Genomic DNA, 22,377 nt, shown 5'->3' on the forward strand with positions numbered 1-22,377 from the left:
CAAAAGTATTATCTTATTACAGAATTCGTTCTTTCTGTAATAAGATAATTTTCAAAGAATATCAATTCCAGTGTACGTATATAAATCCCTTTTTCCACGAAAAACGGATCATACTGAATCCCCAAGATAATTTATTCATTAATATGTCGGGTGTTTTTTGCTCCATAGTAAGTGTTGCGTTTAAGTCTTTAAAAGAGATTTTTCCAGGTCGTTGTAAAAACTCATTTTGTAGCAAACCATAAGAAGCCGTTTTCATGGCACTCCAATTGCTTTTTATAGCATCTAGTAATTCATATACATGTGCTTTATGCTCATCTGAAACATTAACAAATCGATTAATAGATTGTTCAAAAGGAATATTGCATAAAAACTTTTCAAAAAGTAAATCGCTTTCAGCTTGTTCTGTTTTTCCAGTAGCTAAATAATGTAAAATATGAACAGCTAATTCAGGGTTGTTAATGTTTTTATCTTCGTCAAGCAAGTTACAATGCTTAAACAAAAAAGGAATAAAAGGATGCGCTAAAACAAGTCCTGCATTTTGAAGAATCAATTCAGTTTCAGAATTACTATACTGATGTAGTTTTTCTTCAAAGCTTAAATTGTTATTTGATTCAATTAATTCGTTTTTAGTATCGATAAAAAATTCTTTTGAAGCATTACTGCTATCTTCTGTGCTTTTGTTGAAATTTAAAGTATCTGTTTTTAAATTATTTGTAGTCTTCTGATTTTTATCTAATTCATTTTTAGTAATAATTTTTTCTGAAGTAAAATTTTTGCTGACCTTTTTGTTAAGTTTGATTTTCTCCTTAGAATTCTCTTTAATAGCTCTTTTCTTAATGTTTTTTAAAGATTTCTTTTTGGTAGTTTTTTCTTTTAGTCTCTCTTTTTTACTATGCTGACCTTCCGATTTCTTTAAATTTTTAAAAGGAAGGTTTTCTTCAATCTTATTTAAAGATTTTTCTTGATTGTGTTTGTTTTTGGAATTTTCATTCTTCTTTTTTGATGTGTTTTTTGAAGCTTTTTTTGCTAAATTAAATTCATCACTCAAAGAATTATCAAGACTGATATTTTTTGATTTCTTCAGATCTTTTTCTTTTGTTGTTTTTTTCTTTTTAGGACTAATTAAGTCTTTACTTCGTATTTCTTTATTGGTTTCTTTTGAATGAGTATTTGACTTTTTCAACACGCCTTTTTCAGAAAAAAGAATGCCTTCTTTTTTTAGTATTGCTATCTTTTTAGCGAATGTTTTCAAGTTTTTAAAAGCAATTGCTTCTTTAAAAATAGAATTCTGAACATTGGATTTAGCATTAATAACATCAATAATAATGGTAATGATTTTAGTTTCTGAAATTCCATCATCCGAAGAAATTTTTTGAAAAAAATTATAGAAAGACTCTTTTTTAATTTCAAACTCAAAATATTGTATAATTTTATGTAATTCTTCTTTTATAATTTGATGAGATTGAGAATCGATCTTATCTAGAAATAATAATAAAATTTCTATTAAAATATTAGAAGATAGTTGATTGATTAATCGTTCTATTATTATAGAGTTGTATAAAAGAGATAATAATTTTTCTTTGAAAGTTACTTCTGAAAATAAAGAAATCAATACTTCTTCATTGTTTAATAAAGAGGTTAAAGAAGTATCATTTTGCCACCAAGGAGCTTTACCATGTTCAAAAAAGTAAAGTAATGTTTCTAACTGATGAGTTTCTTTAGTTAAAAAACTAGGAGAGCTAACAGGTGTCGTGTTTTTATAGTGAATATCATCAGGTTTAAAAAGATCATCTATTATTTCAGAGTAAGATGCTTTTTCAATTTTTTTACTTGTTTTGTGATTGTTGTTTTTTAACTGTAGCTGTTTAGGAGAGGTATTACCATTAGCTTTTTTTACTGCATCATTTTTCTGTACAACTTCATTTATCTGTTGTTTTATTTGTTGAATAATATCTCCTTTCAATTCAGAATTTAAGTTAGTTTCTGAAGATGAAACATCAATGTTCAATTTTTCAAAACGGATGGCATAATTATTTGTTGTTATTTCAATTTCTTTAAAATAACGTTCAATCTCAGGAAAGATTTCTGTTTTTAAAAAACTACTAATATTATCTTTTATATCGAAAGCTTGTTGCTCGTTTTTCGTTTGTATATCTAAAGATACTTTATGAATAATATGATGTTGAGGGGTAAGACTCATGTTTTGTCATTTAAATGTTAATGAATAATGATTAAAAGAAGTTAGAAACGCTTATTGAACATTTCTAACTTCAGTATTCATCAATTAAAATTCATTTCCCCAAAGTTTAGCTGGGCAAACACTGTGTTTTGATTTTTGCTTTGCACTCAGTCTACATCCACAACCTCTTACAAAACCTTCTTTAGGATTATTAGAAATTTCAAGCGTTTTAGGGTGCATCCATTTTTTAGAATTACAAGAATTTCCTGATTTTAAAGGACAAGAACTACAAATTTTTTCTCTTACAGAAAAAATAGCAACTTCATCTTTACTTGCTAATCCTGTTACGGTTCGCAGTTCATTTAAATGTCCATCTAGAATTTCACTTCTGCTTTTATAAATGTTTTTTAGACTCATAATATTTTTTTTTAAGGAGTGAAAAATAGGAGAATCAATCAATAAAAAAGAGAAATAAACAAACTGTAATCTGTCTTTGCAGTAGATTTTTATTTGTTTAAATAACAAAATGCTATTTGTGTTTTTTGCTAGAAGATTTTTAAGAAAGACTGAAACGCTGATTTTATAGTGGTTTTTGTATGCTTTTTATGTTTTTAAGAGTCTTTTTTTATGATTTTTTAAATCACTACTTACTGCAAAGACAGGATGGGAGGCTTTGAAAATTAGATTTTTGTTAATTACTGCGCTAGTTTTGTACCGGGATAAGAAAAAGAATCCATTCACAAAAAATAATTCACACATACATAACTTATGATATACAATGTACTAAATATAATCAAGAAAGAGGCGTCTAATTACCTAGGAGATGAAAGCCTAGTAGTACTAGACAATTTAGTAAAGATTGATCAGGGAAGTGGTTCACTAAAAGATAAAGTGATTTTATCTATGTTAAGTATTGAAGAAGAAGCTACACTTAAAAATACTGCGAATCACAAAATAGTAAACGGAAAAAAAGTATTTACAGGTACTCCAGCTTACTTAAACATGTATATCATGTTTGCTGCAAACAGAACTAATTATGAAATGGCCCTTCAGGATATAGAGTCTGTCGTAGAATTTTTTCAGAACAAAACATTTTTTACTCCATCAAATACACCAGATCATGGAACAAATTTAACAGAGTTTAAGTTTCATATCGATTTAAGCTCTTTACGATTCGAACAATTGAGTTATGTGTGGGGTGTAATGGGAGGTAAAATAATGCCATCAGCATTTTACAAAGTAAGTATTGTAGAGGTAGTAAAAGAAAATGTAAAACAAAAAACTCCAATAATTACAGGAATTGAAGGAGCATTAAATCAACAATAATCACATGAGTTTTTATACAAATTATCAACCGTTATTTGAATTGCATTTATTGCATAATTACTTTCTAGGTTTAGGAGATGAAAGTTACGATCACACACAACTTCCAACTGTTTTTAATACCTATAATTTTCAAGATTTTGCAAGAGTAGTTCCAACACAACAAACTGCCAAAGTATTAAAAAGTCATAAGATGTTAATACAAACTACTACTACAGGAATTACCTGTTTAGTAGCAGCAGATGAATCTTCAAAACCATTTATAAATAGTGCCAATGAAGAATTAGAGTTTTTAGTCTATATAAAAGATGCTCTATTTGAAAAATACACAAATATAAATACAGAGAATAAGTCAATTTATCACTTTACTTCAGATACATCTTCAGATAAAACAATAGATGATTTATCAAAAATAAATGCATCATCAATTTCAAATTTTGCAATTGCATTTAGTACAGATGAAAATTCTGATTATCAAAAATTGCTTCAAGAGATAACAGTTAAAGAACGAGTAGCTCTTTTTGGAATCGTTAAAATTTCTATGAATGATTTGTTAGAAACCAATGGAGAGATACCTACAAATGCAATATCATACAAAATAGTTTTTGACAGCAGAACAGCAGTTTGGGTGTATTTAGACAGTCAGGATAACGAAGTGTATAGAACAGATCAAGCATTTCCTTTTACTCAAAAAGGAACCATAAAAATAATAGATGAACAAGCAAATGTTTATCGAATGGCTTCACCAATCGATGCTTTACAAGCGAACGAAGCCATAATCTATGTTTAATAATTAAATAAAAAAAATGTCAGCGCAATTGAAAACACCTGGGGTTTATGTTGAAGAAATTTCAAAATTACCACCATCAGTAGCAGAAGTAGAAACTGCTATACCTGCCTTTGTTGGTTATACAGAAAAGGCAACTAAGAAAACAGACAATGACTTAAAATTTGTACCTACTCGTATTACTTCTATGTTAGAGTTTGAAGAGTATTTCGGAGGAGCAAATCAGTTAAAATTATCATTAGTAGACGATGAAAAAGAAGGAACTTTAGTAGAGCAGCCAACAGAGATTTTTCTAATGTACTATGCTATGCAAATGTTCTTTGCAAATGGCGGAGGTCCATGTTATATCGTATCAGTAGATGATTACAGTGCCACAGCTATTAGTAAAGATGATTTAAAAGAAGGATTAGATACTTTAGAAAGAGAAGACGAACCTACTTTATTAGTATTTCCTGATGCTATTTCATTAGAAACAGAAAGTGATTTCTATGGAATTTATAGTGATGCTTTAGCACAGGCTAATAAAATGAAAGATAGATTTGTAATCTTAGATACTTTCACAGGTGAGCCAAGTACTATTGCAAACTTCAGATCAAATGTTGCAGGGGATAAATATGGAGCAGCTTATTATCCACATTTAAATACAATTTTAAGTTTTCAGTATGCAGAAGATGTAGCAATTTCTCATGAAGGAACTGGTTACAACTATGTAGATGAAAAAGCACGCTTAAATGTTATTAAGAATGTATCAGATGAAAAAGTACAATTAGAAACATTAAGAGATGATGCAGCTATTACTAATGCAACTCATGCAGCAGCAAATGAAACTTTAGCGCAAACTCAAATAGATGCTATAAATGCAATATTAGATGAGCCTATTGAAGCTAATTTAGATGTAAGTAGTGCTACTAAATTTAAAGATTCTATCGCTGAATTTTTAACAGCAGTTAGTGAAAGCAATGAAGAAGAAGTTGAGGTGTTAATTAGTATGATTAACTCAACATTAGACACTCCAATTTCAGCAACTTTAGATGTTAGTGATGCTACTAAATTTGAAGAATCTATAGATACATTTTTAGCAAGCTTAGGAAGTCAAGTAGATGAAAAAGGAAACTTTGACGGACAAACATTAACTCAATTAAAAGAAAGCGATCCATTATTATACGCTTCTTTAGAAAAGCAAATCAAGGCAATGCCAGTGGTTTTAGGACCATCAGCAACAATTGCAGGAGCTTATGCTAAAACAGATAGTACAAAAGGAGTTTGGAAAGCACCAGCAAATTTAGGGTTAAGTTATGTTTCTTCTTTAACAGAAAAAGTTACTCATGAAGCTCAAGAGAGCCTTAATGTAGATGATAACGCAGGTAAATCAATTAACGCCATTCGTCAGTTCCGTGGTAAAGGAATCTTAATATGGGGGGCAAGAACTTTAGATGGAAACAGTAACGAGTGGCGTTACGTACCTGTAAGAAGATTCTTTAACATGGTTGAAGAGTCAGTTAAAAAAGCTATGGAAGGTTTTGTATTTGAATCTAACAATGCTAAAACTTGGGTAAAAGTTCAAACAATGATTGAAAACTTTTTAAACCAACAATGGCGTTTAGGAGCTTTAGCCGGTGCTACTCCAAAAGATGCTTACTATGTTAGTGTTGGTTTAGATAAAACAATGTCTGCTCAAGATATTTTAGAAGGAAGAATGAATGTAGAAATAGGAATGGCAGCAGTACGTCCAGCCGAATTTATTGTACTACAATTTTCTCACAAATTACAAGAATCATAAAATAATTTAAAGGAATGAATTATCCATTATCAAAGTTCTACTTCCAAGTAGATTGGGGAGGAACAAGAATAGGTTTTCACGAAGTATCAGGTTTAGATACAGAAGTTGAAATTATAGAATACAGGCAAGGTGCTAGTCCAGATTTTAGCAAAATAAAAATGCCTGGAATGAAGAAGTTTAGCAACATCACATTAAAGAGAGGATCTTTTGCTGGAGACAATGAATATTTTAATTGGTTAAGTACTATTCAATTAAATTCAGTTGAAAGAAGAACAGTAACCATCTCTTTATTAGATGAAAATGGTAATCCTGCAATTACTTGGACAGTAAAAGAAGCTTTCCCAGTAAAATTACAATCAACAGATTTAAAAGCAGAAGGAAATGAAGTAGCTATTGAAACTTTAGAAATTGCTCACGAAGGATTAACCATAAAGAATAATTAAAAAAAATTGAACATAAATAAATTTTAGACTTATGAATTACAAAACGCCAGGAGCCTATGTAGAAGAAATTTCAAAATTTCCTCCATCGGTAGCACAAGTAGAAACGGCAATTCCAGCTTTTATCGGGTATACCGAATTAGCTTCACAAACAGAGCCAGTAAGAATTACTTCATTATTAGAATACGAAGCAATTTTTGGTAAGGCAAATCCAGAAACAACAATTTCTGCAACTATTACAGCAGGAAACGTAGTAGTAGCAAACCCTACTCCAAAGAAAAACAACATGTACTATGCTTTACAAATGTTTTTTGCAAACGGAGGTGGACCTTGTTACGTAGTTTCAGCAGGAGCTTATAAAGCACCAGTAGCAGCTGAATTAGTAGCGGCAATGGGTAAATTAGAAAAAGAAGATGAGCCAACATTATTAGTTGTTCCAGAAGCTACTTGTTTAGCTGCAAGCGAGGCTTACGGAGCTGTGTATAGTGAGGCATTAATGCAAGCTGAAAAATTAAAAGATAGATTTGTAATTATCGATACTACTTCGGCAGATGATTTAAGAGATGAACTTCCTTTATCATCTAACTTAAAGTACGGAGCTGCATATTATCCAAACTTAAACACAATTTTAAACTATCAATATAATGATGCAGATGTTGCTGTAACAGTTGATGGTGTAGCAGGAACATTAGCAGACTTAAAAACTAGTGACTCTGGTAGCTATAATGCAGTAGCAAGAGAAATTGCTTCTTCATTACGTGTACAGTTACCTCCATCTTCAGCAGTAGCAGGAGCATACGCAAAAGTAGATAGTACTAGTGGAGTATGGAAAGCACCAGCTAATTTAGGTTTAAGTTATGTAGTTGGACCAGCTGTGAAAATTACAAAAGATGAGCAAGACGGATTAAATGTTGATACTACAGCAGGTAAATCTATCAATGCAATCAGAAGCTTTACAGGAAAAGGAACATTAATCTGGGGGGCAAGAACTTTAGATGGTAACAGTAATGAATGGCGTTATGTACCAGTTAGAAGATTCTTTAATATGGTAGAAGAGTCTGTAAAGAATGCTACTGAAGGATTTGTTTTCGAATCTAATGATGCAAATACTTGGGTACGTATTAAAGCTATGATTGAAAATTTCTTAAACCAACAATGGACAGCTGGTGCTTTAGCAGGAGCTAAGCCAGAAGATGCTTACTATGTAAGTGTAGGTTTAAATGAAACAATGACTGCCAATGACATTTTAGAAGGTAGAATGATCATCGAAATAGGTATGGCTGCTGTACGTCCTGCAGAGTTCATCGTATTACGTTTCTCTCACAAATTACAAGAATCATAAACATTAAAAAATTTAAAAAAGAAAATTATGCAGTATCCATTATCTAAATTTTATTTCCAAGTAGACTGGGGTGGTACACGAATCGGGTTTCACGAAATCTCAGGATTAGACAAAGAAGTAGAAGTTATAGAACACAGAATTAGTAATAGCCCAGATTTTAGTAAAATTAAAATGCCTGGAATGATCAAATATAGTAACATCACACTTAAGAGAGGTTCTTTTAAGAGCGATAATGAGTACTATGATTGGTTAGATACAATTCAATTAAATGAAGTAGAAAGAAGAGCAATTACTATTTCATTGTTAGATGAAGAAGGTAATCCAGCTATTACTTGGAAAGTTAATAATGCATTTCCTGTAAAATTACAATCAACAGATTTAAAAGCAGAAGGAAATGAAGTAGCTATTGAAACTTTAGAAATAGCACACGAAGGATTAACCATACAAAATAACTAATAGATGAATAACACATATCCTCTAGCAAGTTTTTCATTTGTTATTAAAAGTCTTTCTGGTGAGGATATAGACTCTAAGTTTCAATCCGTGTCGGGACTCTCGACCGAGATTGAAACTGAAGAGTACTCAGAAGGAGGAGAAAACAGGTTTAAACATCAATTACCAACAAAAGTAAAATATCCAAATTTAATATTAAAGAGAGGTTTGGTAGTAAGTTCGGCATTTACAGATTGGTGTAGAAATAGTATGGAAAACTTTGAATTTAGAACTAAAGATTTAACTATAGCTCTTCAATCTGGCGAAGATTCTTCAAAACCATCAAAGGTCTGGAGTGTAGTAGGGGCGTATCCAGTTAAATGGGAAGTGTCTGAATTTAATGCAGAAGAAAACAAATTGGCCATTGAAACTGTAGAATTGAAGTATAAATATTTTACAATTAAAAAATAGAGAAAGATGCCCATAGAAATTAAAGAGTTACATATTAAAATTAATGTAGACGAAGCAACCTCTAGAACTACAACCAGTGCAGAAGCAGATGCTAAAGAAATGAATGCAATGGTTAGAAAGCATGTAGAACAAATAATGCATATAGCATCTCGTAAAAAAGAAAGATAAAAAGAAATATCTCAAGAATATGGGTAAAGTAGAAAAGTTAAGAATTACAGCATACGAGGATGAAACCTTTGATGAAGGAAAAAAAATTTCTGATACTAAAGAGTTTTCAGTAGTAGCAAATCCAGAAAAGTATAGTATAAAGTATACAGTAAAGCATAATAAAGATCAAGGGGCAGGAGATAGTCATAACAATCCAAAGTTTACAGTAGCAAAATCACCAGACTTAAATCTTGATTTCATTTTTGATGGAACAGGAGTATTAGAGGGAAGTGATGTAAAAACTAAAACAAGTGTTATTGATCAAATTGAGCACTTTAAGAAAGTAGTGTTTAATTATGAGGGAGATATTCATAAACCATACCATGTAAAAATAGCATGGGGATCTTTACTTTTTCAAGGAGTGCTTTCAGAAATGGTGATCGACTTTAAGCTTTTTAAACCGAGTGGAGAACCTTTAAGAGCAATAGCAAAAGCAAAATTTACTGGAGCTATAGATGATGACTTAAAAAAAGGGTTAAACAAACAAAGTTCACCAGATTTAACACATGTAAGAATTGTTAGAGAAGGAGATACTTTACCAATAATGGCAGAGCGTATTTATGGAGATTCTAAATATTATTTGGAAGTTGCTAAAGCAAATAAGCTAATAAACTTTAGAAGTTTAAAAGCTGGTCAAGAAATATTTTTTCCGCCTGTTGAAAAAACATCATAAAAATGAATAATAGCGGACAAATACAAACAAGTGCAGGAACGGGGCTTGTAACATTTAAAGTTCTTGTAGATGGCAAAGAAATTACAGCGGTAAAAAATATTGTTGTAGAAAAGGAAATTAATAGAATTCCATATGCACAAATCATTATTGTAGATGGAAGTGCGAGTGAACAAAAATTTAATTTAAGTAATGAAGGACTATTAATACCTGGAAAAGAAGTAGAAATAACAAGTGGATATTACTCTAATGAAGAAACTATTTTTAAAGGAATAGTTGTAAAGCACAATATTAAAGTAAGAGACAACTCTTCGTATTTAGTAGTGGAATGTATGGATGAGTCGGTGAAATTGACACTAGGTAAAAAGAGTGCTTTTTTTTACGATAGCACCGACAGCGATGTTATAGAAACATTACTTTCTAATAATGGGTTATCTGGAGAGGTGGAAGCTACTACTACAACACATGCAGAACTTATTCAGTACCGAACTTCAGACTGGGATTTTATGCTTACAAGAGCACAAGCAAATGGTAAGTTGTGTTTTATTGACGATGGAGAAATTACCATTGCCAAACCAGATGCTAGTGGTGAAGAAGTTGAAACTGTTTCTTATGGGCAAACAATTCATGAGTTTGACGGAGAAATAGATGCCAGAGATCAATTTTCGACCATAACTTCTTACTCGTGGAATCCTACAGATCAAGAATTAATAGAAGCAGAAGCGCAAGATCCAGGAGTAGCATTAAACGGAGACTTGTCATCAAGTGATTTAGCAGATGTTTTTCAAATAGAAAACGTAGAGCTAAGGCATGGTGGAAACCTAACACAAGATGAATTACAGGAATGGAGTAATGCGAAAGCTCTATATCAGCAATTAGCTAAAACCAGAGGACGAGTAAAATTTCAAGGAATACCAAGTGTAAAACCAGGAGTATGTTTAAATCTTGAAGGAATCAGTAATCGCTTCAATGGTAAAATATACATAAGTGGTGTTCGTCATGAAATCACAGAAGGTAACTGGTTAGTTGATGCACAGTTTGGATTGTCTCCTAAATGGTTTTCAGAAACATTTAAAGTAAATGAGACACCAGGTTCAGGAATTATGCCTGCAATTAATGGATTGCATGTTGGGGTAGTAACTCAGTTAGAATCTGATCCAGATGGAGAGGATAGAATTTTAGTACAAATTCCAATCATTAATAATGAAGAACAAGGAATTTGGGCTCGAGTAGCAACTTTAGACGCTGGAGATAATAGAGGAACTTTCTTTAGACCAGAAATAGAAGATGAAGTAATTATAGGATTTATTAATGATGATCCTAATGATGCAGTGGTTTTAGGAATGTTACATAGCAGTACAAAACCAGCTCCAATTACTGCAGCAGATGATAACCATGAAAAAGGTTTGGTAACACGTAGTGAAATGAAAATGATTTTTAATGATGATAAAATATCATATGTGTTAGAAACGCCAGCAGGAAAAAAAGTAACCTTAGATGAAGATGCAGGAATTGTTCAGTTAGAAGATGAACATTCTAATATTATGACTTTTAATGATAGCGGAATTACGATTGAAAGTGCTGGTGATATTACCATTAAAGCTTCAGGAGATTTGAATATGGAAGGCACCAATGTGAATGTAAAAGCAAGCGCAGCATTAAAAGCAGAAGGAGGTTCTGGAGCAGAGGTTTCATCAGGAGCAAATACAGTTATAAAAGGAGCTCAAGTACAAATAAATTAAGACTATGAAACCAGCAGCAAGAGTAACAGATATGCATACTTGCCCAATGGTAACCGGAACTGTACCTCATGTTGGTGGTCCTATTTTACCAGCAGGAGAACCTACTGTTTTAATAGGTGGTTTGCCAGCAGCAAGAATGGGAGATAAAGCAGTGTGTACCGGACCACCAGATACTATAGTAAGCGGATCTGGAACAGTACTAATTGGGGGTAAACCAGCAGCAAGAATGGGAGATACAACAGCTCACGGCGGAACTATAACAGCAGGAGAACCAACTGTGTTAATTGGAGGGTAAAACCGAAGAGGTTACAACTTGTGAGTATTTGATTATTAAAAAATAATTTGAAAAAATAAAAAAACGTGGAAATAGACAATGATTTTTTGGGTAGGGGATGGAGTTTCCCTCCTGAGTTTAGTATCAGACAAAAAGAAGTTGTTATGACAACTGGTAACAATGATATACAAAATAGTTTAATAATACTATTGTCTACAAAATTAAGAGAACGTGTAATGCTCCCAAAATATGGTTGCAATCTAGAAGAGTTACTTTTTAAACCTTTAGATCTTACACTAGAAACAGAGATAAAAGACATTATAACCAGAGCAATACTGTACCATGAACCTAGAATTGATGTGTTGAGTATAGCTATAGATGGTACCAATGAATTAGAAGGTAAAGTATTGATTCAGATTAATTACCAAATAAGAAATACAAATACCAGAAGTAACCTTGTGTTTCCTTTCTACAAAGGAGAAGCAACTGAAATCTAAAAAAAATGACAAACAATACAGATACGTTTTTACATTACAGAGAAGGAAAAACACAATCGCAGCGTTTTTTGAAAAACTTAGATCCAGAAAATTTAAAGTTGAACGATTTAGATGTTGCAGATTGGTTGCTTTTTGCTTTTAATTTTGCAAAACATGTAAACTATTTTGAAAAAGATAATTCACAAAGCTCATCGGTTAATTGGCAAGATTTTTTCGATTATTTTCAATTAAAAGAAATCATTAGTGATAGCATAGATGATATAGATGCGAATGCTGTAGATATTCCTAGAAGAGAGCAAGTGGCTTATGAAAAGCTTCGTAAAAGTATTCAAGATAAATTATATGGTTTTGAAAAAGATGGAACTTTAACTCCGCACTTAGTTTTATTCATTTCGTTTTTAAATATTTTAGAATATTCTAAAAAGAGTTTTAATAATTTAACCAAAAGACATCTCGATTTTTATTACAGTGAAATTTTAAAAATTGAAAAAAGAGAAGCTATTGAAGATAAAGCCTATGTTATTTTTGAGTTAGCGAAAAAAGCAACTCAAGAGATAGTTGCAGAAGGAACTTTGTTGGATGGTAAAAAAGATGCTGATGGAAAAAAGAGAGCTTATAAAATTGCAGATGATATTGTAGTAAATCAGGCTAAAGTTGAGCATATTAGAAGTTTTTTAAGAGATGATGAGAATCAGCAAATTAAAATGGCTCCTATTGCTAACTCTAAAGATGGATTAGGAGAGAAACTAGATGAAGATTCACAGTATTGGTGGCCTTTTGGATATTTTCAAAATCCAGATACAGAAGTAGCTCAGTTATCTTATCCTGAATTACCAGATGCAGAGTTAGGATTTGCTATAGCATCTCCAATATTAAAATTAAAAGGAGGAAATCGTACAGTTGAAATTCGATTTAGCTATAAAAACTTAGGAGCCTTAGGAACCACATTTACAAATGCTGATGGAACACAAGGATTTGATGCCTTTGAGTTAGCGGATTTCAAAAAAAATATACAGGTATTATGTAGTGGAGAGGAAGAATGGCTGTTAAATGAAGAGGCAATAAAAAGTGTTACCAATACTACCAATTCATTAGTTTTAAAATTAGAATTTCCTAAAGAATTTCCAGCAATTGCTCCTAATTCAGAAATGCTGTCAGGTGGTTTTACAACCAACCAACCAATCATTCGTTTTATCATTAAAGGAGAAGATAATTATGCTTTTTATAGTAAGCTAGCTGAAAAGAAGATTCTAGACATGAAGATTGATGTAAATGTTACTGAAATGACAGACTTCATTCTAGAAAATGATAGTGGATTAATTGATATTAAAAAACCATTTTATCCATTTACATCGCAGCCAATTAAAGGATCGAATTTTACGTTGAAAAGTAGTGAGATTTTTGATAAAAAATGGAGCAACATTGATGTAAAAGTAAACTGGAAGAATACACCAGATTCTTTTAAAGATCACTACAAAGCATATATCTCAGATAAAATAAATGGTTTAGATAGGAACTATTTTGAAAATCCAAGACCAGCTGAACAAAATGTGACGTATGTTGTTAATTCTGATGCATATTTTAAAGGAGAAGTACTTTTAAAAGAAAAAGAAAGTTGGGAATTAAGAAAAGCAGGTGTTTCTCTTTTTACATTAAATGAGAATGATTTTACGTTTTCGATAAAACCAGGATTGAACAGAGCAGATGCGCTTAGGTTGGTGTTGAGTCAATCTATGTTGCAAGAAATTTATCCGGTGTTGTATACATTAACACTTACCGGAGGAGATCCAACACATCCAATTCCATCAAATGCTTACATTCCTTTAATTGAATCTATAGAGATTAATTATGAAGCATCAGAAGTAAAAGTAACAAACGATTTTAACGAAGAAACAACATTGTTTTTAGAAGATGTTTATGGGTATTATAAAGAAGATAAATTATTAAATATTGTTCCACAACATAATAATTCGGGTGAGTTATATATCGGATTAAGTGCTTTAGAAGGACAACAAATTTCGTTATTGGTTCAAAACGTAGAAGGAAGTGAAAATCCTGAAGCAATAACATTTAATGAAGGAGAAAAAATAAAGTGGGAAGTGCTATCGAACAATTCATGGATTGATTTATCAGATGATATTTTATTAAATGAAACGAATAACTTTTTACAGTCAGGAATTGTAAAGTTTCAATTACCAAGCACATTAAATTTATCAAATACACGTCTTAGTGGAGATTTAGTTTGGGTTAGAGCTTCTATGAATAGAGCTTTTGATGCAGTGTGTAAGTTACAAGGCATATTTGCACAAGCAGCCATAGCAAGATTTGAAAATAATGGTAATAATCTTTCTCATTTAGGTGAAGGATTACCTGCAAATACTATTGATAGACTTCAAACTAGAGTGCCAAAAATTAAATCAGTATCTCAACCATATAACTCAATAGAAGGCTTGTATGAAGAAACAGATTTAGAATATTACAGAAGAATTAGTGAACGCTTAAGACATAAAAATAGAGCTATTACACAATGGGATTACGAATATTTAATTCTTCAAAAATTTCCAGACATCTTTAAAGTAAAGTGTTTAAATCACACTTCTAACACTTCTTATTTAGCACCAGGTTATGTAACAATTATTGTAGTACCAAATACAAGAAACAAAAACATATTTGACGTTTATCAACCAAGAGTAAGTCAAAACTTATTAACTGAAGTAAGAGACTTTGTGAATTCATTAAATACCATGCAGGTGAACGCTATTGTAATGAATCCGAATTATCAAGAGATAGGAGTAGAAGTATCTGTAAAGTTTAATAAAGGATACGATGAAAACTTTTACAGCAAAAAGTTAGATGAAGATATTAAGAGTTTCATATCTCCTTGGGCTTTTTCAGCAGCTGAAGAAATTAGTTTTGGAGTAGCAATGAATAGGTTTCATATGATTGATTATTTAGATCAATTGCCTTATGTAGATTACATAGATGGATTAATCATTAAAAAAGAAGTTGTTGATGAAGAAACAGGGAAGTCTAAAATGGTAATTGATAGTAATGTAGAGATTCAAGCAGATCCTAAATCCATTTTTGTGTCATCTAAAAAGCACATAGTAACAATTGCTAAAGAGGTATGCTAATAAAATTAACTACGAAGAAAAAAATATTACAATGTTAGATAATAAGCACATAACGATTCCTAAAAAGGTAGATACAAATGACGATTTAGATTTTGAATTTCTACGAAAAGAAGGAATTAATTATATAGAAAAACTAGGTAGTAAATTATGGACAGACTATAATTCTCACGACCCAGGAATATCAATTTTAGAGGTATTGAGCTATGCGATTACTGATTTAGGAATGAGAACTAATTTGAATATGGAAGACATTTTAGCTTCTAATTCCAATGAACACGCATTACATACTCAGTTTATAAAAGCAACGGAAATACTTCCATCAGCACCTTTAACTCATTCTGATTACAGAAAGTTGTTTTTAAGTATAGGAGATAGTTTAAACTTAAAAAGGCCAATAAAAAACTGTTGGTTGGTACCTTATGAAGAAACTATTTATTCAGATTGTAAAACAGGAGAGTTGTCTTATGAAAAAGGTACTGGAGATGCACAGCATTTTAATGTAAAAGGACTGTATAAATTGCTGTTAGATGTTGATGAGGATATAGTAGGAGATTGTGATCGTTCAGGAATTCATGCGGCTATTTACAATGTTTTTAATAAAAATAGAAACTTATGTGAAGATTTAGTAGAAATAGATGAAGTTAAAAACCAAGACGTAGCTATTTGTGCAAAAATAGAGGTAGAGCGTGAGGTAGATGAAGAGCGAGTACATGCTACTGTACTTCACAAGTTAGAGCAATATTTTGCTCCTGAAGTAAACTTCTATTCTTTAAATCAAATGTTAGATAAAGGGTATACAACTGATGAAGTTTTAGAAGGTCCACTTTTAGATAACGGAATTTTTATTGATACTAAAGAGTTAGAAAAAAGTCAATTAAGAACAGAGTTACGTTTGTCAGATATTATTAGAGAAATAATGTCTATTGATGGTGTAAAAGAAATCAAAGAAATTTCTGTAAATCAATGTGGAGGAAGTGTATCAACAGATAATCCATGGGTTTTATGTTTAGAAGAAGGAAAGAAACCAGTTTTATGTGATTTAAGTTCATTTAGTTATAGTAAAGGTACTTTACCTCTAAATCTTAATAAAACAAAAGTTGAGCAATATCTAAATGAAATCAAAGCTCAAGAAGCTTTATTAATTGAAAATGCACAAACTGATGGAGATATACCTTTACCAAAAGGAAACTATTATGATATAGATTCGTACAAAACCATTTTAAACGAATTTCCTGATACTTATGGAGTAGGAAGTTTTGGAATTGTATCAGAATCTACACCAGAAAGAAAAGCATTAGCAAAACAATTAAAAGGTTATTTGTTGTTTTTCGATCAAATTTTAGCAAGTTACTTCAAGCATTTAGGAAAGGTTAAAGAAATTTTAAGTGTTTCAGGATCTCTAAAAAGAACCTATTTTACTCAAGCATTAAAAGATGTTAAAGGTTTTGAAGAGTTGGTAAGTAACGATTACACTAGTAACAATGAAGAGACATTAACTGATTTGTTATTTGAAGAAATAGATAACAATGCACAAAGAAGAAATGAAGTTTTAAATCATTTATTAGCCCGATTTGCTGAGAATTTTAGCGACTATGTTTTTATAATGAAAGAGCTTTATGGAAACTCTGTTGATGAAATTGTACTGAGAGATAAGGAAGATTTTTTAAAAGATTATGAAGTAATTAGTAAGACTAGAGGATCTGGGTATAATTATAATGCTCCGGTGGGTGATTTGTGGAACACTACTAATGTTTCTGGAGTACAAAAAAGAATTGCTCGTTTACTGGGACTTAAAAATTACGAGAGACGAAATATTTCTGATTCACCTGTAAATATTATTCCAATTTTAGACGATCAGTGTACAGATAATAATAACTCTGATGTCAATTATGCATGGGAAATTGAAGATGCTAATGGCGATATTTTGTTGTATTCTTTTGTTGATTTAGAGCCTAAACCTAAAGATGATGAACTGTGTGATATTGATCCAGTGTTGGCAAATGAAATAAATTCAAATCCTTGTTTTAATCCTTATTCAAGTTCAGAAAACACATATGATTATCATAAAGGATATCAAATAGAACATGTAGCATTTACAAACTTGTACACAGCTGTTTTCAATGCAATACAGGTGGATGTAGAAGAAATCAATAATGTTTTTGAGAAACCAGTTAAAGACGGAGATTTTATAGGTCATATAAAAATTGTAGAGAAAGACGGGAAGTATAGTTTTAAGATTGTCAATAATTTACAAGAGAAATTGGTAATAGCAAGATCTAACAAATGCTACAATATTGATGAGTTAAGGGGAGCACTTATAGATCTTTTAGAATATTTAAAACACGATTTCACAGAGGAAGGTATTTTCTTGGTAGAGAATATTTTATTAAAACCATCATTTAAAAGTTTAGAAATCAATCCAGGAGGAATTGGATGTATGATTGTTCAAAACTCGTTCATTGTAGATTATAAAGATGATATAGGTTCAGATGTTGGAGAAGGAGCTTTTATGAATGGTTGTGAAGGAGACTGTGAAAATGAATTATTAGACCCTTATTCATACAGAGTAACTATTGTGTTACCAGGATATAGTTATCGATTCTCAGATCCTGATTTTAGAGAATATGCAGAAAAAGTAATTAGACAAGAGTTACCAGCTCATGTATTAGCCAAAATATGTTGGGTAGGAGACCGAAGAAGTGAATTAGGAACCTCTAAGGATAATTTAGAATTATTTGAAGGAGCTTATGAAAAATTTTTAAAAGATAAATCTAACGGAAGCTCTAATGAACTCTTAAAGAGTACAGAAGATTTAATTACTAAGATGGACGAATTATACAACATTTATAGACCAGGAAGATTATTGGATTGTGGTGATGAGGATGATACGTTAGACGGAAGAATAATCTTAGGACAATCAAATATTTAAAAAAAAAAAGCACCATGAATTATAAATTAGAAAAACTTACAACACAATACAGGAAGTTTACAGAAAACCAAGCTTTAACAGCTGGTCAGTTAAATGAAATAATCGATTTTTTTGAAGATCAAGATCGTTTGTCAAGAACCCGATTAACCGGAGTTGGTTTGGCATGCGGATTTAAAACATCAGTTTTAGATGGAGATGACGATACTAAAATAATCAATGTTACCCAAGGAGTAGGGGTTACTACAGATGGAGATTTAGTTACGCTAAGAGACAAAGCGAGTGGTAGTATTGGTATATTAGGAGAAAAAGAGGTAGTAATTGATATTACAGAAAAAAACTATACACATTATAGAGAATACGAAACTACCAAAGGCTTTGAAGATAGTGATTATCCTTTTTTTAAATCAGTAGGAGAAGATGGTGTAGAGCAAAAAGTAAAACTTTACGAACTACGTAATATAAAAGAGATCGCTTTAGAAGATTTAGAAGATAAGGATAATGATGAGGAAGATAAAAAAAATCTTTTTAAGTGTTTGAATAGTAGTATGGTGACAGGTAAAGTTGCGTTACTGTTTTTAGAAAGTTTTGAAGAAGGAGAAACACCGTGTGAAGATATTGATTGTGATAATCAAGGAGATGAGCAGGTGTCTAACCTTAGAATGTTACTTGTAAGTGAAGACGATGTTGATAAAATTAGTCAGTCAGATATTATTTACAAAACAGCAGAAAGTTATGAAGCTTTACATAAAGTATTAAATCCAATAGAAGCTTTTAGAGCTATCATTTCAGAGGATGTTAAAAATACAGTAGAGTTAAAAGAAAAATTTGCAGAAGTTGTAACAAAAACAAATGTGTTTGGTGAGGAAGAAGGAGATTTAGGTTTGTTAGCTGGTATTAAAAAGGTAATAGAAACATTTAATTTATCTATAAATACTACTGAACTTTCAAATAGAGCAGAAGTATTGTTTAAAGCGAGTAATTCTTTTAAAGGAGAAGATTTTCAGTATAGATATGATTTGTTAAAAGATTTGTTTGCAACATACAATGAAATTAGAAGCTTTATTTTACAACTTAAATTTCAATGTAGTCCAGATTTAAATGCATTTCCTAAACATTTATTATTAGGTATTTTAGGAGCGCCTTTAAATATTGGTGAAAATACTGAACACAGACACGATTTTTATAAGTCGCCTATTTTGGTAAATGATGGCGAAAACTATCAAAAACTAGTTTTTTTAGTAGACAGATTTGAAAAACTATTACAAAATGGCTTACCAAATATGTTGCCAAAAACATTAAAAATAACACCATCAACTACAAGTGTATTTTTAGGTAATAGAGCCATTCCTTTTTATTACAACACTTCCAATGAATTTATCAGAAATTGGAATTTTGATAAAACAAAAAGAGGAAAAGAAGCTTATAATTTAAGTTATCATAGAGAAAATTTGTCTTCTGAAAATTTTATTCAAAAACCATTGAATTATAGTTTAGATGGATTTGATTTTTTTAGAATTGAAGGACATATTGGAAAGGATTATAAAACAGCTTACGAAGAGATTAATTCTAAACGAATTGAATATGGATTACCTTTTAAAATTAAAGTGTTATCTCTAAATGAAATACTTGATTCAGAAAAAAAAATAGCGGCAGTAGCTACACCATCCTTTTCGGAAGATATAGCAGTGGCAGAAAGAGCTATGTTTTCTAATGATCCTGAAGAACAAAAACATGGGGCGCATATATTATCAGCATTAAGAAATAGGTTAAACAATGTAGAGGGTACACTTTTTCGAGATTCAATACTAGGCGAAAAAGAAATTGAAACAGAGCTGTTAAGTGAGTATTTATGTCGTAACTCTGGATTAGAACATGCTGGAGGTGTTGAGTTAGGGGGTACATTTGTGTTGTTATATTATACAACTCCTGGTCCAGATTCTTCAACGATGGTGGTTGCAGATTTTTCAGTTCCCTATGTGTGTTGTACTAAAAAAGAGCCTGTATTATTAGCAGTACCAGTAGATAAAGTATGTGAATATGAAGAACCAATTCAAATCTCTGTAATTCCAGAAGATGCAGAGGTTACTACTTTTGTTAAGGAAAAACAAATTAATGCTATTACAAAAGTAGGGGAACAAAATTACTTTAACCCAATATTGGTTCCTTCTGAACATCATGAAAAGGTAATTACTTTTCAGGTAAACGAAGAAGCTGTTGCGCCTCAAATAACTGTATATCCAGAGCCAAATATATCAATAGTATTAGATGAAATAGTATACAATGCCGATGAAAGAAGTGCAATGGTAACATTTGAGATTAACTCAACAACAGATCCTGATTTAAATAATTTAAGTTTCGAATGGAGTTTTGGTGATGGAGAGAGACAATTTTCAACAGGAAGAACTTTTACACATACCTACAAACGATTACCAGCTAATGAAGATATAGCATTTAACGTTGAAGTAATTGCAATCAATACTACTACAGGAGCTAGTAGTTGCCAAGCAATAGAAAGTTTGTTAATAGATTTATTTTTAATAGTAAACGAATTAGATATTTCAGTAACAGATGTATGTGATTATGATGACAGAGTTTTATTAGAGGTGTTACCAGTAGGAGCAGAGGTAAAAGCTTATCTATTAAACACACAGATTAACGCAATTGAAAAAGAAGGAGAACAACAGTATTTTGTTCCAAGAGCAGTCCCTTCAAGTACATTTGGCGATATTCAAGAGATTACTTTTACAGTAAATAATGATGTAATGAAACAAACGATAAAGGTTTATCCAAAGCCAGATGTAAATATTACATCTTCTATTGAATTTATTGATGGTAAAGATGAGGTAATAGTAACTTATAAAGGGTTAATAAGTGAATATGAATATGAATTCGATTTTTCAGGAAATGGATTTTGGGAAGAAATTACACCAGATGCTACAGGAAGTTATTCAAAAACCTATGTATTAACATCTGATTTATCAGAAATTAATACCAAGATAAGGGTAATAGGAGAAAATAGTTGTGTAAATGAGCTTGTAGTAACTCAAAAATTTAATGAAGGACCAACTGTAGAAGATAATACATTAACATTGAATTTTTCAACAGCTTTTCAAGCAAATCAGCAACAGGCATTCAATACAGCTTCTTTTGTTAATGGATTTACAGATCCTAATGGAGATAGTTTTGAGACTGTAAGAGTAACAGCTTTACCGTCTGTAGGTGAATTATTATTTAACGGTAATCCAGTTACAGTAGGCTATGAATTTCCAGTAAGTGATTCAGCTAGATTAACTTATTCAGTTGATAATGTTAAACAAGAAGCTGATGGTATATATATTTATCAGAATGATGTAGATGCTGAAATAAAACAATTAGAAGATGATGATTTTGTATTAATAAATTATGCGAATGGTGTTTACTCATTAAATAAAGTATCAGAAGATTTAATTGATTCAGGAGTTGATGGAACATTTGATACTTTGCCAGGTACAACAGGATGGAATAGTGATGTAACAGGTGCAGGATGGGAAAATGGTGTAGGTACAGCTGATTCGGTATTACCTGACCCCGCAAATACAGCAAGTGTTCAAGTAGGTCCAGGTTGTCCGCCATCTTCACAAGGAGGGGTCTATGCAGGTGCTATATCAAGACCAACATGGAGAGAAGAGTTTTTTACAAAAATAGATGTAATAGCAGGGGAAACTTATATTGTCACTTTTGAACAAGTTTTTGCAGGAGATAGAGCAGCAGCCTATACTTTAGGGATTGCTATACCATGGGTAGTAACATTAGGAGGTGTCATGAAATCATCTACCCCTAATGTTTGGGAAGGTTTTGGTAATCAAACTTGGCAAAAAGAAACTTTAAAATTTGTAGCATCTACCACAGGCAATGTTATACTATCCTTTAGAACAGGATTACCCGTTGGAATGACTGATCATCCGGATGTTAGGTATGGTTATCTTGGTTGTGATAATGTAAAAATACAACAAGTATTATCTACGTCTACAGATACAAGGGTGATTACCGGTCAAGAACTCACGGGTAAAATAATGAGTTTTGAAACATCAGATAATAATCCAAATAAACTATTTAGTAATCAAGCCGATATATTTATGTCTTCAAGTGTTTTAAGTTAGTTTTAGGTAGTACGAACAGGAATAAAAAACA

The 22,377-nt window shown here is 31.4% G+C and carries 17 protein-coding genes; 15 read left to right on the plus strand and 2 right to left on the minus strand.

What is annotated here, in order from left to right:
* Positions 1–61 precede the first annotated feature (61 nt).
* Positions 62–2,200: a contractile injection system tape measure protein gene (locus EYW44_RS06170; RefSeq protein ID WP_132722798.1), complete on the minus strand. Its 2,139-nt coding sequence runs from the start codon at positions 2,198–2,200 to the stop codon at positions 62–64.
* An 84-nt stretch (positions 2,201–2,284) separates the two neighbouring features.
* Positions 2,285–2,596, minus strand: a complete 312-nt coding sequence (locus EYW44_RS06175; RefSeq protein WP_132722799.1) for a hypothetical protein — start codon at positions 2,594–2,596, stop codon at positions 2,285–2,287.
* Between the two features lie 351 nt (positions 2,597–2,947).
* Here EYW44_RS06175 and EYW44_RS06180 point away from each other — a divergent pair, with 351 nt between their 5' ends.
* The 15 genes from EYW44_RS06180 to EYW44_RS06245 all read left to right on the plus strand — a co-directional run bounded on the left by EYW44_RS06180 (position 2,948) and on the right by EYW44_RS06245 (position 22,346).
* Positions 2,948–3,505 carry a DUF4255 domain-containing protein gene (locus EYW44_RS06180; RefSeq protein ID WP_132722800.1) on the plus strand — a complete coding sequence of 186 codons (558 nt, stop codon included), beginning with the start codon at positions 2,948–2,950 and terminating at the stop codon, positions 3,503–3,505.
* A gap of 4 nt (positions 3,506–3,509) precedes the next feature.
* Complete coding sequence (locus EYW44_RS06185) at positions 3,510–4,292, plus strand: hypothetical protein (protein WP_132722801.1); 783 nt, start codon at positions 3,510–3,512, stop codon at positions 4,290–4,292.
* Between the two features lie 16 nt (positions 4,293–4,308).
* A complete protein-coding gene (locus EYW44_RS06190; protein ID WP_132722802.1) occupies positions 4,309–6,069 on the plus strand; it encodes a phage tail sheath family protein in 1,761 nt (586 codons plus the stop codon).
* 14 nt (positions 6,070–6,083) lie between these two features.
* On the plus strand, positions 6,084–6,512 hold the full coding sequence (locus tag EYW44_RS06195; RefSeq protein WP_132722803.1) for a phage tail protein: 429 nt from the start codon (positions 6,084–6,086) through the stop codon (positions 6,510–6,512).
* Positions 6,513–6,543: 31 nt separating this feature from the next.
* Positions 6,544–7,851: a phage tail sheath family protein gene (locus EYW44_RS06200; protein WP_132722804.1), complete on the plus strand. Its 1,308-nt coding sequence runs from the start codon at positions 6,544–6,546 to the stop codon at positions 7,849–7,851.
* Between the two features lie 27 nt (positions 7,852–7,878).
* Complete coding sequence (locus tag EYW44_RS06205; protein ID WP_132722805.1) at positions 7,879–8,307, plus strand: phage tail protein; 429 nt, start codon at positions 7,879–7,881, stop codon at positions 8,305–8,307.
* A 3-nt stretch (positions 8,308–8,310) separates the two neighbouring features.
* The gene (locus tag EYW44_RS06210; protein ID WP_132722806.1) at positions 8,311–8,754 is read left to right on the plus strand and encodes a phage tail protein; all 444 of its coding nucleotides are present in this window, start codon (positions 8,311–8,313) and stop codon (positions 8,752–8,754) included.
* 6 nt (positions 8,755–8,760) lie between these two features.
* Positions 8,761–8,922: a DUF5908 family protein gene (locus EYW44_RS22145; protein WP_165872174.1), complete on the plus strand. Its 162-nt coding sequence runs from the start codon at positions 8,761–8,763 to the stop codon at positions 8,920–8,922.
* Positions 8,923–8,941: 19 nt separating this feature from the next.
* Positions 8,942–9,634 carry a CIS tube protein gene (locus EYW44_RS06215; RefSeq protein WP_132722807.1) on the plus strand — a complete coding sequence of 231 codons (693 nt, stop codon included), beginning with the start codon at positions 8,942–8,944 and terminating at the stop codon, positions 9,632–9,634.
* A gap of 2 nt (positions 9,635–9,636) precedes the next feature.
* Positions 9,637–11,373: a type VI secretion system tip protein VgrG gene (gene vgrG / locus EYW44_RS06220; RefSeq protein WP_132722808.1), complete on the plus strand. Its 1,737-nt coding sequence runs from the start codon at positions 9,637–9,639 to the stop codon at positions 11,371–11,373.
* A 4-nt stretch (positions 11,374–11,377) separates the two neighbouring features.
* Entirely contained in the window at positions 11,378–11,668 is a 291-nt protein-coding gene (locus tag EYW44_RS06225) for a PAAR domain-containing protein (protein ID WP_132722809.1), read from the plus strand.
* Positions 11,669–11,733: 65 nt separating this feature from the next.
* Positions 11,734–12,144 carry a GPW/gp25 family protein gene (locus tag EYW44_RS06230; RefSeq protein ID WP_243643610.1) on the plus strand — a complete coding sequence of 137 codons (411 nt, stop codon included), beginning with the start codon at positions 11,734–11,736 and terminating at the stop codon, positions 12,142–12,144.
* A gap of 5 nt (positions 12,145–12,149) precedes the next feature.
* Positions 12,150–15,278 carry a baseplate J/gp47 family protein gene (locus EYW44_RS06235; RefSeq protein ID WP_132722810.1) on the plus strand — a complete coding sequence of 1,043 codons (3,129 nt, stop codon included), beginning with the start codon at positions 12,150–12,152 and terminating at the stop codon, positions 15,276–15,278.
* Positions 15,279–15,309: 31 nt separating this feature from the next.
* Positions 15,310–18,207: a hypothetical protein gene (locus EYW44_RS06240; protein WP_132722811.1), complete on the plus strand. Its 2,898-nt coding sequence runs from the start codon at positions 15,310–15,312 to the stop codon at positions 18,205–18,207.
* A 14-nt stretch (positions 18,208–18,221) separates the two neighbouring features.
* On the plus strand, positions 18,222–22,346 hold the full coding sequence (locus EYW44_RS06245; RefSeq protein ID WP_132722812.1) for a PKD domain-containing protein: 4,125 nt from the start codon (positions 18,222–18,224) through the stop codon (positions 22,344–22,346).
* Positions 22,347–22,377: the final 31 nt, after the last annotated feature.

This window comes from Tenacibaculum sp. M341 (assembly GCF_004337695.1).
Lineage (GTDB): Bacteria > Bacteroidota > Bacteroidia > Flavobacteriales > Flavobacteriaceae > Polaribacter.

Excerpts from the sequence above, each read along its gene's own strand:
- EYW44_RS06215 (WP_132722807.1), top strand. The coding sequence starts at position 8,942 with ATGGGTAAAGTAGAAAAGTTAAGAATTACAGCATACGAGGATGAAACC.
- EYW44_RS06190 (WP_132722802.1), top strand. The coding sequence starts at position 4,309 with ATGTCAGCGCAATTGAAAACACCTGGGGTTTATGTTGAAGAAATTTCA.
- EYW44_RS06185 (WP_132722801.1), top strand. The coding sequence starts at position 3,510 with ATGAGTTTTTATACAAATTATCAACCGTTATTTGAATTGCATTTATTG.
- EYW44_RS06235 (WP_132722810.1), top strand. The coding sequence starts at position 12,150 with ATGACAAACAATACAGATACGTTTTTACATTACAGAGAAGGAAAAACA.
- EYW44_RS06195 (WP_132722803.1), top strand. The coding sequence starts at position 6,084 with ATGAATTATCCATTATCAAAGTTCTACTTCCAAGTAGATTGGGGAGGA.
- EYW44_RS22145 (WP_165872174.1), top strand. The coding sequence starts at position 8,761 with ATGCCCATAGAAATTAAAGAGTTACATATTAAAATTAATGTAGACGAA.
- EYW44_RS06210 (WP_132722806.1), top strand. The coding sequence starts at position 8,311 with ATGAATAACACATATCCTCTAGCAAGTTTTTCATTTGTTATTAAAAGT.
- EYW44_RS06175 (WP_132722799.1), bottom strand. The coding sequence starts at position 2,596 with ATGAGTCTAAAAAACATTTATAAAAGCAGAAGTGAAATTCTAGATGGA.
- EYW44_RS06225 (WP_132722809.1), top strand. The coding sequence starts at position 11,378 with ATGAAACCAGCAGCAAGAGTAACAGATATGCATACTTGCCCAATGGTA.
- EYW44_RS06205 (WP_132722805.1), top strand. The coding sequence starts at position 7,879 with ATGCAGTATCCATTATCTAAATTTTATTTCCAAGTAGACTGGGGTGGT.
- EYW44_RS06200 (WP_132722804.1), top strand. The coding sequence starts at position 6,544 with ATGAATTACAAAACGCCAGGAGCCTATGTAGAAGAAATTTCAAAATTT.
- EYW44_RS06170 (WP_132722798.1), bottom strand. The coding sequence starts at position 2,200 with ATGAGTCTTACCCCTCAACATCATATTATTCATAAAGTATCTTTAGAT.
- EYW44_RS06180 (WP_132722800.1), top strand. The coding sequence starts at position 2,948 with ATGATATACAATGTACTAAATATAATCAAGAAAGAGGCGTCTAATTAC.
- EYW44_RS06240 (WP_132722811.1), top strand. The coding sequence starts at position 15,310 with ATGTTAGATAATAAGCACATAACGATTCCTAAAAAGGTAGATACAAAT.
- EYW44_RS06245 (WP_132722812.1), top strand. The coding sequence starts at position 18,222 with ATGAATTATAAATTAGAAAAACTTACAACACAATACAGGAAGTTTACA.
- vgrG (WP_132722808.1), top strand. The coding sequence starts at position 9,637 with ATGAATAATAGCGGACAAATACAAACAAGTGCAGGAACGGGGCTTGTA.